This window comes from Roseateles sp. P1_C1_2, assembly GCF_056406535.1.
This window is the reverse complement of record NZ_JBFUAB010000007.1, coordinates 97,459-110,203: the sequence shown is the minus strand read 5'-3', so window position 1 is coordinate 110,203 and position 12,745 is coordinate 97,459. Positions and strand designations below refer to the sequence as shown.

The following is a 12,745-nucleotide window of genomic DNA, read 5'->3' as shown; positions in this document are numbered from 1 at the left end:
TTTACTTGAGGTTGTAGAAGGCAGCACGGCCGGGGTAGACGGCGACGTCGCCCAGGTCTTCTTCGATGCGCAGCAGCTGGTTGTACTTGGCCATGCGGTCCGAGCGCGACAGCGAGCCCGTCTTGATCTGGCCGGCGTTGAGGCCGACGGCGATGTCGGAGATGGTGCTGTCCTCGGTCTCGCCCGAGCGGTGCGAGATGACGGCCGTGTAGCCGGCGCGCTTGGCCATCTCGATGGCGGCGAAGGTCTCGGTCAGCGTGCCGATCTGGTTGATCTTGATCAGGATGGAGTTGGCGATGCCCTTGGCAATGCCTTCCTGCAGGATCTTGGTGTTGGTGACGAACAGGTCGTCGCCGACGATCTGCACGTTCTTGCCCAGGCGGTCGGTCAGGATCTTCCAGCCGTCCCAGTCGCCTTCGGCCATGCCGTCTTCGATGGAGATGATGGGGTATTTGTCGACCCAGGTGGCCAGCATGTCGGTCCACTCCTGCGAGCTCAGCTGGATGCCGCCTTCGCCTTCGAGCACGTATTTGCCGTCCTTGTAGAACTCGCTGGCGGCGCAGTCCAGGGCGATGGCGATCTGGTCGCCGGCGCGGTAGCCGGCCTTGTCGATGGCCTGCAGGATCAGCTGGATGGCCGCCTCATGGCTTTCGACGCTGGGCGCGAAACCGCCTTCGTCGCCGACGGCGGTGGAGATGTGCTTGTCGTGCAGGATCTTCTTCAGCGCGTGGAAGACCTCGGCGCCCCAGCGCAGGGCCTCGCGGAAGCTCGGCGCGCCCACGGGGACGATCATCAGCTCCTGCAGGTCCAGCGAGTTGTTCGCGTGGGCACCGCCGTTGATGACGTTCATCATCGGCACCGGCAGCTGGCAGCCATTCATGCCGCCGAAGTAGCGGTACAGCGGCAGGCCGGACTCTTCGGCTGCGGCGCGGGCCACGGCCATCGACACGGCCAGCATGGCGTTGGCGCCCAGGCGGCTCTTGTTCTCGGTGCCGTCCAGGTCGATCAGCGTCTTGTCCAGGAAGGCCTGCTCGGAGGCGTCCAGGCCCAGCACGGCCTCGGAGATCTCGGTGTTGATGTGCTCGACGGCCTTCAGCACGCCCTTGCCCAGGTAGCGGCTCTTGTCGCCGTCGCGCAGCTCGATGGCTTCACGCGAACCCGTGGATGCACCCGAGGGCACGGCCGCACGGCCCATGACGCCGGACTCCAGCAGCACGTCGCATTCGACGGTGGGGTTGCCGCGGCTGTCGAGGATTTCTCGACCGACGATGTCAACGATGGCGCTCATTCAGTGTCTCCAGGAAGTGAAAAATCGGGCGGGCAGAAGTGTGCCAAGCGGGCGTTACCGTGTCACAACAAGCGGCCGGGGCGTTGGGGCCGGAGTTTAAGTGCTGGTCTGCGTCGGGCCCTGGCGCCACAGTCGCCAGGTGACGGCCGCGAGCAGCACGACGCCTACGCCCAGCACCGCCCACAGCAGCAGGCGGCGTGGGGGCAGGGCGGGTTCAGCGCTGGCTGTCGTCGCCTGCGGCGTGAACGCCCCCAGCTGAGACTGGCCCAGGCGCGACTGCTCGCGCGACCAGTCGGGCACAACGTCGGCCAGCGGGCGCGGGCCGGTCTCGGGCGCTGCGGCACCCACCTGCAGGCTGAACGGCGGCTCGCCCTGGGCGGCCCAGACGACGCGGGTCACACGCACGCTCCAGTCCAGGCGCAGGCTGTCGGCCGGCGGCAGCGCGGTGCCCCGCGGCGGCAGCAGGCGCAGCTCGCTGGCGCCCAGCCCCAAGGCCAGGGCGGGCGCCGTGTCGGCCGGCGCGGGGCCGCGGTCGACGCGGTAGAAGACGCTGCGGGCCACCGTCTGCCAGGGCGACTTGGCGCTGGCGCGTGTCTGGATCTGCACGGGCAACACCCAGGTGCCCTGATTGCCGGCCAGTGTCAGGCTCATGAGCGGCTGCGGGCCGCCGAGGGGGATGACCCAGCCGCCGTCGGCGTCGGGCGCGGGCAGGGCGGCAGTGCGGGTCGTCTGCTGGGGGCCGACGCCCGCGGGCTGGGCCAGCAGCGTGGCGGCTTCAGGCTGCACGGCGCGTGCGGCGTCGTCCCACACCAGCCGCAGATAGCGCAGCGGGCGGCCCGGCAGGGCCACCAGGGGCTGGGCCAGCGGCGCGCCCTCGGTCGTGCGCAGGCCCAGCAGCTGGCCGGTGCCCAGCCATTGCCAGGACTGCAGGTCGGCGCTGGTTTCCAGCCGGTAGCCGGCCTGGAAGGGCGCGGAGGCCTCGGGCCAGCGCAGCCGCAGCTGGCGGGGTTCGGCGGGCCAGGCTGCGGGCTCGCCCAGGTCCAGCAGCCAGCCGGCGGGCGCGCGGCTGGGGGGTGCGGAGGCGACCGTGGTGGGAGCGGGGGGCAACGCGAACAGCTTCAACTCGCGCTCGGGTGTGGCGAGCAGGTTGTCAGGCAGCAGCGCGAACGGCACGCGGCGGCCCTGGGCGTCGAGCAACTGCCAGTCGCGCAGGTCGCTGCCCAGGCTGTGCTGCCAGGCCTCGGCCGTGGCCTCCAGCGTCAGGAAGGGCGCGGGCTGGGTGATCTGCACCGGCGCGCGGTACGGGGCGGCGGCGGCCGAAGTGGCCGCCAGCAGCACCAGCAGCTCAAGCAACAGGCTTTTTCTCATCGTGTGAAGAAGACCCGGGCAGGGGCGCGACGTAGCCGATGACCAGCATCAACACGCCCACGCCGATGAAGGAGACGATGCGCAGCACGGTGCCGCTGCCCTGCAGGTCGAACAGCATCAGCTTCAGCACGACGCCGCCCAGCAGCACCGCGCCGGCCAGCCAGGGCATGCGTTGATGGCGGCGCGTGCCCAGCAGCATCAACACCAGGGCCAGCGTGCTCCACAGCAGGGCCAGGCCGGTCTGCACGCCGCGCGACTCGAGCCAGCCGTCGACGTGGTAGGGCACGCCGCCCCAGTGGTGGAAGCTGCGGATCAGCATGCCGTTGAGCCACAGAAAGGCCAGGCCCGCCGGTACGGCCAGCGAGGCGGGTGGCAGCCCGACGGCGGCCGCGGCCGGGCTGCGCAGCCAGGCGACGACGGCCAGCAGCGCGGCGGCAATACCGAGGTCCAGCGGGTTCAGCACCGGGATGTAGGGCAGCGGCTGGGCATTGCCGGGGCTGGCCCAGTTGGCGATCAGCACCCAGGCGCACAGCGCCAGGCTCAGCACGGCGGCACCCACCTGGGCATAGGCCGTGGGCGCCAGGCGCAGCGGCCAGGCTTGCTGGTCGGGGGCCTTGCGCTGCTGGCGCAGCACGACGGCCAGCAGCAGCGCTGGCACCAGCAGCCAGCCCAGCCAGCCCCAGGCACTGCCAGGGTCGCCGAGGTCGGCCGTCCAGTAGCTGCCCTGCAGCGCACCGAGCAGCGCGAAGGCCAGCAGGCTGCCGGCGTGCGTGGCTTCGCGCAGCGGCTTGGGCCAATGCGGCGCCGTGCGCTGCAGCACCAGCGCCTGCGCGACCCAGGCCAGCGGCAGCGCCCACACGCCGCCGGCCGACAGCGGTGCGTCATGCAGGAAGGCGCCGAGGGCGCCGAGCACGGCCCAGGCGGGCAGCAGCAGTGCCGTCGGCCAGGCCACCGTGGGCCAGCGCCACAGCGCCTGCAAGCCCAGCAGCAGCAAGCTGGCAGCGGCGATCAGCGCAAGGCTGACGGCCCAGACGTGAGGCTCAGGCACCCATCGATCGAGCACGACGCCTGCAGCGACCGCGAGCCACACCGTGCCCCAGCCCACCAGCGCGAAGGCCCCCGGCGCATGCAGGGGCCGGCTGTCGTCGCGGCCCAGGAAACGCGCCGCACCCAGGCCGGCCGCCGCGATCAGCACAGCGTTCAGCAGCTGTGACGGGGCATGCAGGCCGGCGGGGTCGCCGCGGGACAGGGCCATCATCAGCGTGAAGCCGCCCAGCACCATCAGCGCCAGGCCGGTGGCCAGCACGCGCAGCCGGGCCTGGCGCAGGCCCAGCCACACGGCGCCCAGGCCTTCCAGCGCCCAGGCGCCCGCCGTGGCCTCGGCGCTGAGGGCGAATGGAATGACCAGCGTGCCGAAGACGGCGCCCAGCGCGATGAAGGCCTCGAACACGAGGGCGTGGGCCGGGCGGCGCCGCGCCCAGGCCGCCAGGCCCACATAGGCGCCGCCGACCAGCAGCGCAGCCAGGGCGATGGCCATGGAATCGGGCTTGAGCAGCGCGTACTGCATCCCTGAGCCGAAGACGGGCACACCGAACAGCAGCGTGGCCTGCAGCCAGACCTCGGGCTGAATCGGGTTTTTCGCGCGGCGGCCCGGCATCAACAGCACGGCGGTGAACAGCAGCCAGAAGGCGATCAAAAAGCCCTGGGCGACGGCGTAGTCGGCGGGCGTATAGGCCGTCAGTCCCCAGGCGCTGGCAATGAGGGCCGTGAAGCCAAAGGCGATCAGGTTCAGGCGCGGCCAGTGCTTGAACCAGGCGACCAGCGCCACGCCCAGGCCAAGCACGAAGTCATAGCCCAGCAGCATGGCGATGGCGCCGCCGCCGGTGGACAGTAGCAGCGGCGTCGCATAGCCGCCCAGGGCGGCGACAACGGCCAGTGCTTGCGCGTCCTGCTTCACGGCCAGCAGTGCCGCCAGCAGCGAGACGGCCAGCATCAGCGCGAACACCAGGGCCAGCGGCTGCAGGCCAGCCAGCTTCACGGCGGCAAACAGCGTCAGGTAGACGACCGCCACGCCGCCGCCCTGCAGCAGCAAGCCGTAGCCGCGCGAGCGCAGGCGCAGCCGCCAGCCGACCACCAGCAGCGCGACGCCCGTCGCGCCGATGCCGGCCAGGCGCACTTCCAGCGGCACGGTGACGTTCTCCGCCGCGAAGCGGGCCAGGAAGACGAGACCGAGGAAGAGCATCGCCAGCCCGACCTTGACGATGGTGTTGGCGGCCGCGATGCGCTGGGCCCAGGCGGGCATGGGGATGGGTCGGCGCGGTGCCTGCGCCGGGGCAGGTGGGGCGGGCTCGGCTTGGGGACGAGGAGGCGGCGGTGCGGCGACGACGGGTGTCGTGATGACCGGCGCTTCCGGCACGGCGGCTGCCGCTTCATCCCGCGGTGGCGCGGCCTCGGCGCTGGGCGAGGGTATCGGGACGGGCTGGGGAAGCACCACCGCCGGCGCGGCTGCGGTCGTCGGCAGGTTCGCGGGGGTGCGTGCTGTCAGCTGCTGCTCCAGGCTGGCGATGCGCCGCCCTTGCTGAATCTGACGCCAGCCCAGCCAGGCGATGGCGGCACCGAGAAGCGCGCCCCCCGCGCTTTCCAGGGCCAGGCCGCCAACCAGCGCGCCCAGCAGCAGTGCGACGACGATGGCCACGCCGCTCAGACGCCTTCGATCAAGACCATGCGCATGACGGCGATGCCCTCACGGGCCTCGCGCGCCGCGCCGTACTCGGGCGAGTCGTAGAAGGCCTGCGCGGCTTCCGGCGTCGGGAACTTCAGCAGCACGACGCGCTCGGGCGTCCAGTCGCCTTCGAGCACGGTCGTCTTGCCGCCGCGCACCAGCACTTCGGCGCCGTGTTCCTTCATCGCCAGCGTCGAGAGCCGCCGGTAATCCTCGTATTGCGTGGGGTTGGTGACCTTGACGTTGGCGAGGATGTAGGCGGCCATGTTTCTCAGCAGGAAAAGTCGTTTTGACGGAGGTGCAAGTCAATGCATGCCAGTTCGTCGGAACGATTTCCCCTTAGCAGGAGAAATCATTCTCCAAGAGAGGCTGTTGCTTGACGACGCGATCCAGCGCCACCAGTTGCTCCAGCAGCGTCTTCATGTGCTTGAGCGGCACGGCGTTGGGGCCGTCGCTGAAGGCCTCGGCCGGGTTGGGGTGGGTCTCCATGAAGAGACCGGCTACGCCGACACCCACGCCGGCGCGGGCCAGCACGGGCACCATCTCGCGGGCGCCTCCGCTGGAGCCACCGAGGCCGCCGGGCTTCTGCACCGAGTGGGTGACGTCGAAGACCACGGGTGCGCCAGTGTTGCGCATCTCGGCCAGGCTGGTCATGTCGGCGACCAGGTTGTTGTAGCCAAAGCTGACGCCGCGCTCGCAGGCCAGGAAGAGGTCTTCGGACAGGCCCACCTCGCGCGCGGCGGCGCGGGCCTTGTCGATGACGTTCTTCATATCCCAGGGGGCGAGGAACTGGCCCTTCTTGATGTTGACCGGCTTGCCGCTTTGCGCGACGGCACGGATGAAGTCCGTCTGGCGGCACAGGAAGGCCGGGGTCTGCAGCACGTCCACGACGCTGGCGACCTCGGCCACTTGGCCAGCGTCGTGCACGTCGGTCAGCACCGGCAGGCCGGTCTGGCGGCGCACCTCGTCGAGGATCTTCAGGCCGGCTTCCATGCCGACACCGCGCTTGGTGGTGCCGGACGAGCGGTTGGCCTTGTCGAAGGAGCCCTTGTAGATCAGCGGAATGCCGAGGGTGGTGCAGGCTTCCTTCAGCAGGCCTGCGACGTCGAGCGACATCTGCAGGCCCTCGATGGAGCAGGTCCCGGCGATCAGGAAGAAGGGCTTGTCGATGCCGACATCGAATCCGCAGAGCTTCATGACTTGTCCCCTCAGGCCTTTTGATGGTGTTCCAGCGCGGCCTTGATGAAGGCCGTGAACAGCGGATGGCCGCCCCAGGGCGTGGACTTGAACTCGGGGTGGAATTGCACGCCGACGAACCAGGGGTGCACCTCTTGCGGCAGTTCGACCATCTCGGTCAGCTTCTCGCGCTGGGTGATGGCCGAGATGACGAGGCCGGCCTTCTGCAGGCGGTCGAGATAGTGCTCGTTGGCCTCGTAGCGGTGGCGGTGGCGCTCGGTGACGACGGGGCCGTAGATGTTCGCGGCCAGCGTGCCCGGCTTGACGTCGGAACTCTGCGCGCCCAGGCGCATCGTGCCGCCGAGGTCGCTCTTCTCGTCACGCTTCTGGATGCTGCCGTCGGCGTCCTGCCACTCGTCGATCAGCGCGATGACGGGATGGGGCGTCGCGGGGTCGAACTCGGTGGAGTTGGCGTTCTCGAGGCCAGCCATGTGGCGGGCGTACTCGATGGTCGCGACCTGCATGCCAAGGCAGATGCCCAGATAGGGCAGCTTGTGCTCGCGGGCGTATTGCGCAGCCAGGATCTTGCCTTCCACGCCGCGCTTGCCGAAGCCGCCGGGCACGAGGATGGCGTCGAACTTGGCCAGGGTGTCGACCGTCTCGGGCGTCAGCGTCTCGCTGTCGACGTATTCGATCTTCACGCCGGCGTGGTTGTGGATGCCGGCGTGGCGCAGCGCTTCGTTGAGCGACTTGTACGAGTCCGACAGGTCGGTGTACTTGCCGCACATCGCGATCTTGATCTCGGTCTTGGGGTTCTCGACCTCGTAGACCAGGGTGTCCCAGCGCTTCAGGTCGGTGCTCTTGGTGTTGAGCTGGAGCTTGGTGCAGATGAGCTGGTCCAGGCCCTGCTCGTGCAGCATGCGCGGCACCTTGTAGATGGTGTTCACGTCCCACATCGAAATCACGCCGTACTCGGCGACGTTGGTGAACAGCGAGATCTTCTCGCGCTCGTCGTCGGGGATGCGGCGGTCAGCGCGGCACAGCAGCGCGTCGGGCTGGATGCCGATCTCGCGCAGCTTCTGCACCGTGTGCTGGGTCGGCTTGGTCTTGAGTTCACCGGCCGCGGCGATCCAGGGCACATAGGTCAGGTGCACATAGGCGGTGTTGGTCGGGCCGGCGCGCAGGCTCATCTGGCGCACGGCCTCGAGGAAGGGCAGGGACTCGATGTCGCCCACCGTGCCGCCGATTTCTACGATCGCCACGTCGACGCCCTCGGCGCCGCGCTTGATGTATTCCTGGATCTCGTTGGTGATGTGCGGAATCACCTGCACCGTCTTGCCGAGATAGTCGCCGCGGCGTTCCTTCTCGAGCACGGTCTTGTAGATCTGGCCGGTCGTGAAGTTGTTGGCCTTCTTCATCCTTGTCGTGATGAAGCGCTCGTAGTGGCCCAGATCGAGGTCGGTTTCGGCGCCGTCGTCGGTGACGAAGACTTCACCGTGCTGGAAGGGCGACATCGTGCCGGGGTCGACGTTGATGTAGGGGTCCAGCTTGATCAGGGTGACTTTGAGGCCGCGCGATTCGAGGATGGCAGCCAGGGAGGCCGACGCGATGCCCTTGCCCAAGGAGGACACCACACCGCCGGTGACGAAGACGTATTTGGTCATGTCGTGCAGCAGGCCAGAACAGCCTGCTGAGGTGGAAATTGCGATTGTAAATGGTGTGCCCCTCGCCTGGCCTCGCCGCGCTGAACGCGGGCGATTCCAGTCGGTCCCCCGAGGGGACGGCGATGCTTTTGGCTTTGAGCCAAAAGCACATCGCCCGCGGGCCGGCTTGGGAGCGGCTCGGCGCTCGGCCCGCGCTTAAGCCAGCAACTCCAGCACGAGATCCGCGGTTTCCTCGGGCTTCTCGAACGGGAAGAGGTGCGAGCCCTCCATCCAGCGCCAGTTCTCGCCGGCCAGCTTCATGGACGCCGCGGCACCCGCCTGGCGCAGCTCGGCCGAGCGCGTGCCGCCGACGAAGGCGACCGGGCATTGCGGCGGGCGCAGGCGCAGCAGCAAAGGCAGGTGGTGGGGAAGGGTGCGGTAGACGTGAGCCTCGACCTCGCGCCGAAACCGCAGCTGCATCTGACCTTCGGCCTCCTCGAAGCCGGCGGCGATGTAGTCGGCCAGCACGCGCGGGTCCCAGCGGGCGAAGAGCTTCTTGGCCGAGAAATGCTTGTGAACGGCTTCGCGATCCGGCCAGACATGGCGGCGCTCGCGGGCGATCTTGGACGGGCCGTAGCGGTGGATCAATCCCGTCGTCTTGGCCATCGCCACGGCGGCGGCCTTCATGCCGGAGACGACGGGTGAGTCCAGCATGACCAGGCGGTCGATGAGGTCGGGCCGGCGGCAGGTGGCCATCAGGCTCAGCATGCCGCCCAGGGAATGGCCGACCAGGGCAACCTGGCCCTTGGGCTTGACGTCGTGCTCGATGAAATGGATCAACTGGTCGCGCAAGCGGCGCCAGTCGCCGGTGACGGGGAAACGCGGATCGTGGCCGAAGCGGTCCAGCGCCTCGACGCGCCAGCCGGCAGCGCGCCAGCGCTCGAACAGCACGCGGTAGCAGCCAGCCGGATAGCTGTTGGCGTGGGAGAAGACCAGCGTGGGCGTTGTTGTCATGGACCGGCAGTTTGCCTGCGTGGCTGGCGGTCGTTTTGGAGTGCAGAGTCCAGAACGGTCAGCCGGGCGGCAACTGAAGTTCCAGCACACGGCGCTTGCCGGCACGGATTTCGTCGAGGCTGCGCCTGAAGCCGGGAATGCTGTGGAACAGGCGGTCGAAGCTGCCGTCCGCCAGGGCCGCCCGCAGGCCGCGCTCGATGCGGTCGGCCAGGGCCGGGTTCTTGCGGCTGGTGAAGAAGTAGAAGGGCACGCTGTAGTGCAGGAACAGGCTCTGCTCGATGGCCAGGCCGGCGTGCTGGTGCTGTTCGTACCAGGCTTCGTAGACGCCGCGCGGCATGTAGTCGAAGCGCCGGGCGTCCAGCATCGCGAAGAGCTGTTCGTAGCCGATCGACGTCACTACCGGCAGGCCGTTGGCGCGCAGCACGGCGGTTGACGGCCAGGTCTCGCCGGCGCCGGCCGTCATGCGGCTCAGGTCCGCCAGGCTGCGCACGGCGCGGAAGCGCGCCTGGTCGTCCTTGCGGATCAGGAAGACGCGGTAGTCGTTGAGCTCGCGCACCAGCGAGATGCGCACCGGCAGCAGCTCGGCTTCGCGCCTGGGATCGGTCCCGTCCCAGACCAGGTTGAGGGCCCCGTTGTTCTTCAGCTCGGCGAACTGGCGCGGGCCGCTCATGGCCTCGTCGTAGTGCCGGATCTCGAAGGGGCCGTCGCTGGCGCGCGTCTTCTCCAGCGCCAGCCGCAGCAGTTGCGGGAAATAGCTGGCGTGCTCCTGCGCGCTGGGCGCCAGCTGCGGAATGGTGACACGCAAGGGCTCCGCGGCCCGGGCGGCGGGCAGGCCGAGCGTGGACAGCAGGGCCAGGGCGGCGCGGCGCCGGGTCATGAAGTTCAGCCGTTTGCCAGACGCTTGAGCTGGTACAGCGCTTCCAGCGCCTCGCGTGGCGACAGCGCGTCCGGGTCGACCTTGGCCAAGGCCTGCAGCAGTTCGCTGGGCTCGGGCAGCGGCGGTGGCGCGGGCGGGGCGGCGAAAAGGTCGAACTGGTCGTCCGCCGCGTTCTGGCGCGCTTCCAGCGCCTCCAGCGTGGCGCGCGCCTGGCGCACCAGGCTGGCGGGCATGCCGGCCAGCTTGGCGACCTGCACGCCATAGCTGCGGCTGGCCGGGCCGGGCTGCAGCTCGTGCAGGAAGACGATGTCCTCGCCGCTCTCCACGGCCGAGACGTGCCAGTTCTGCGCCAGCGTGTGCTTGGCGGGGAACTCCGTCAGCTCGAAGTAGTGCGTCGCGAACAGCGTGAAGGCGCGCGTCTTGTCGTGCAGATGGCTGGCAATGGCCGATGCCAGCGCCAGGCCGTCGAAGGTCGACGTGCCCCGCCCGATCTCGTCCATCAGCACCAGCGACTGGTCGGTCGCCGAATGCAGGATGGCCGCGCCCTCGGTCATTTCGAGCATGAAGGTGGACTGGGCATTGGCGAGGTCGTCGGCCGCGCCGATGCGGGTGTGGATGGCATCCATCGGCCCGAGGCGGCAGCTCGTCGCCGGCACATAGGAGCCGATGGCGGCCAGCAGCGCGATCAGCGCCACCTGGCGCATGAAGGTGCTCTTGCCGCCCATGTTCGGGCCGGTGATGACCAGCAGCCGGGTGCGCGCGTCGAGCTTGCAGTCGTTGGGCATGAACTCCGTACCGCCGGTCTCGTGCAGGCGCGCCTGCACGACGGGATGGCGGCCGGCCTCGATCTCCAGGCAGGGCTGCGACACGAACTCGGGGCGGCACCAGTTCAGCGTGATGGCGCGTTCGGCCAGGGCCGCGAGCGCATCCAGCCCCGCCAGCGTGCGGCCCAGCGCCGTCAGCGGCTCCAGACGGCTGATGAGGGCGTCGATGACCTGCTCGTACAGCAGCTTTTCGCGCGCCAATGCCCGCTCGTTGGCGGACAGGGCCTTGTCTTCAAACGCCTTCAGCTCCGGCGTGATGTAGCGCTCGGCGTTCTTCAGCGTCTGGCGGCGCTGGTAGTCCATCGGCACCTTGTCGACCTGGCCCTGTGTGACCTCGATGTAGAAGCCGTGCACGCGGTTGAACTGCACACGCAGGTTGGCGATGCCGGTGCGGGCACGCTCGCGCGTTTCCAGGTCGAGCAGGAAGCCGTCGCAGTTCTGCTGGATGCCGCGCAGCTCGTCCAGGTCGGCGTCGAAACCGTCGGCGATGACGCCACCGTCGCGCGTCAGGATGGCGGGCTCGAGCGCGATGGCGCGTTCCAGCAGTTCCTGGATGTCGGCGGGCGGGTTCAGGCTCGCGTCGCGCAATGAAGCGGGCGTGGTGGCGCGCAGCTGGGGCAAGGCCTGCAGCGTCGCGCGCAGGCCGGTCAGCTCGCGCGGGCGCACCTGGCGCAAGGCGATGCGGGCGGAGATCCGCTCGACGTCGCTGACCGACTTCAGCGCCTCCCGCAGCGGTTCGAAGCCTTCGGCATGCAGCGCCGCGATGGCGTCGTGCCGCGACATGGCTTCCGCCCGGTCGCGCTTGGGATGCAGCAGCCACTGGCGCAGCGTGCGGCTGCCCATGCCGCTCTTGCAGCTGTCCAGCAGCGAGAAGAGGGTGGGGCTGGCTTCGCCGCGCAGCGTCTGCGTCAGCTCCAGATTGCGCTGGGTGGCGGGCGGCAGGTCCAGCAAGTCGCCGCTGCGCTGCACGCGCAGGCTGCGCACATGGGCGAGGGCGCGACCTTGCGTGTGCTCGGCAAACGCCAGCAGGGCGCTGGCGGCAGCATGGGCGATGGGCAGCTCGTGGGCATTGAAGCCCTGCAGGCTGGCAACGGCCAGCTGCTCGCACAGTTTGCGTTGGCCCAGCGTCGCGTCGAACTGCCAGCTCGGCCGGTTCGTGACCGGGAAGCGCGCCTTCATGACGCCGGCCGGCTGCTGCTCACGGTTGACCAGCACCTCGGCCGGCGCCAGCCGCGCCAGCCAGGCCGGCAGCTCGACGTCGCTGCATTCGGCCAGGCCGATCTCGCCCTGGGTCAGCGACAGCCAGGCCAGGCCATGGCGGCGGCCGTGGCCGGAGACGGCCAGCAGCACGGCGTCCTGCTTGTCGGCCAGCAGCTCGGTGTCGGTGATGGTGCCGGGCGTGACGACGCGCACGACCTTGCGCTCCACCGGCCCCTTGCTGGCGCCGACTTCGCCCACCTGCTCGGCGATCGCGACCGCCTCGCCCAGCTTGATCAGCTTGGCGAGATAGCTCTCCAGTGCATGCACCGGCACGCCGGCCATGACGACGGGCTGGCCGGCGCTCTGGCCGCGCTGCGTCAGCGTGATGTCCAGCAGCGCATTGCACTTGCGCGCATCGTCGTAGAAGACTTCGTAGAAATCGCCCATCCGGTACAGCAGCAGCGTGTCCGGGAAGTCCGCCTTGAGCCCTAGATACTGGCTCATCATGGGTGTATGGGCGCTGAAGTCAGCGGTCTGGGTCATCGGCGTCTGGCAAATAGCAAAGCCCCCCGGCGGAGGGCTTCAGAATGGGCGGCAGTTTACGCGGCGGCCGGTGCCGACCCCAGGGAGATC

At 69.4% G+C, this 12,745-nt stretch carries 9 protein-coding genes; all 9 read right to left on the bottom strand.

Annotated elements, in window-relative coordinates:
* Nucleotide 1: 1 nt before the first annotated feature.
* Nucleotides 2–1,288 carry a phosphopyruvate hydratase gene (gene eno, locus AC1D2H_RS08705; RefSeq protein WP_478010652.1) on the bottom strand — a complete coding sequence of 429 codons (1,287 nt, stop codon included), beginning with the start codon at nt 1,286–1,288 and terminating at the stop codon, nt 2–4.
* A 96-nt stretch (nt 1,289–1,384) separates the two neighbouring features.
* Nucleotides 1,385–2,641, bottom strand: a complete 1,257-nt coding sequence (locus AC1D2H_RS08700) for a DUF3999 family protein (protein WP_478010651.1) — start codon at nt 2,639–2,641, stop codon at nt 1,385–1,387.
* Nucleotides 2,634–5,351 carry a DUF2339 domain-containing protein gene (locus tag AC1D2H_RS08695; RefSeq protein WP_478010650.1) on the bottom strand — a complete coding sequence of 906 codons (2,718 nt, stop codon included), beginning with the start codon at nt 5,349–5,351 and terminating at the stop codon, nt 2,634–2,636. The genes AC1D2H_RS08700 and AC1D2H_RS08695 overlap by 8 nt, the downstream gene beginning before the upstream one ends.
* Nucleotides 5,352–5,356: 5 nt before the next feature.
* Entirely contained in the window at nt 5,357–5,644 is a 288-nt protein-coding gene (locus tag AC1D2H_RS08690; protein WP_478010649.1) for a DUF1330 domain-containing protein, read from the bottom strand.
* 73 nt (nt 5,645–5,717) lie between these two features.
* Nucleotides 5,718–6,575: a 3-deoxy-8-phosphooctulonate synthase gene (gene kdsA / locus AC1D2H_RS08685; RefSeq protein WP_478010648.1), complete on the bottom strand. Its 858-nt coding sequence runs from the start codon at nt 6,573–6,575 to the stop codon at nt 5,718–5,720.
* Nucleotides 6,576–6,586: 11 nt separating this feature from the next.
* Nucleotides 6,587–8,218: a CTP synthase gene (locus tag AC1D2H_RS08680; RefSeq protein ID WP_478010647.1), complete on the bottom strand. Its 1,632-nt coding sequence runs from the start codon at nt 8,216–8,218 to the stop codon at nt 6,587–6,589.
* A gap of 195 nt (nt 8,219–8,413) precedes the next feature.
* Nucleotides 8,414–9,211, bottom strand: a complete 798-nt coding sequence (locus AC1D2H_RS08675; protein ID WP_478010646.1) for an alpha/beta fold hydrolase — start codon at nt 9,209–9,211, stop codon at nt 8,414–8,416.
* Nucleotides 9,212–9,269: 58 nt separating this feature from the next.
* Entirely contained in the window at nt 9,270–10,088 is an 819-nt protein-coding gene (locus AC1D2H_RS08670) for a substrate-binding periplasmic protein (protein WP_478010645.1), read from the bottom strand.
* A 5-nt stretch (nt 10,089–10,093) separates the two neighbouring features.
* Nucleotides 10,094–12,655: a DNA mismatch repair protein MutS gene (mutS, locus tag AC1D2H_RS08665; RefSeq protein WP_478010644.1), complete on the bottom strand. Its 2,562-nt coding sequence runs from the start codon at nt 12,653–12,655 to the stop codon at nt 10,094–10,096.
* Nucleotides 12,656–12,745: the final 90 nt, after the last annotated feature.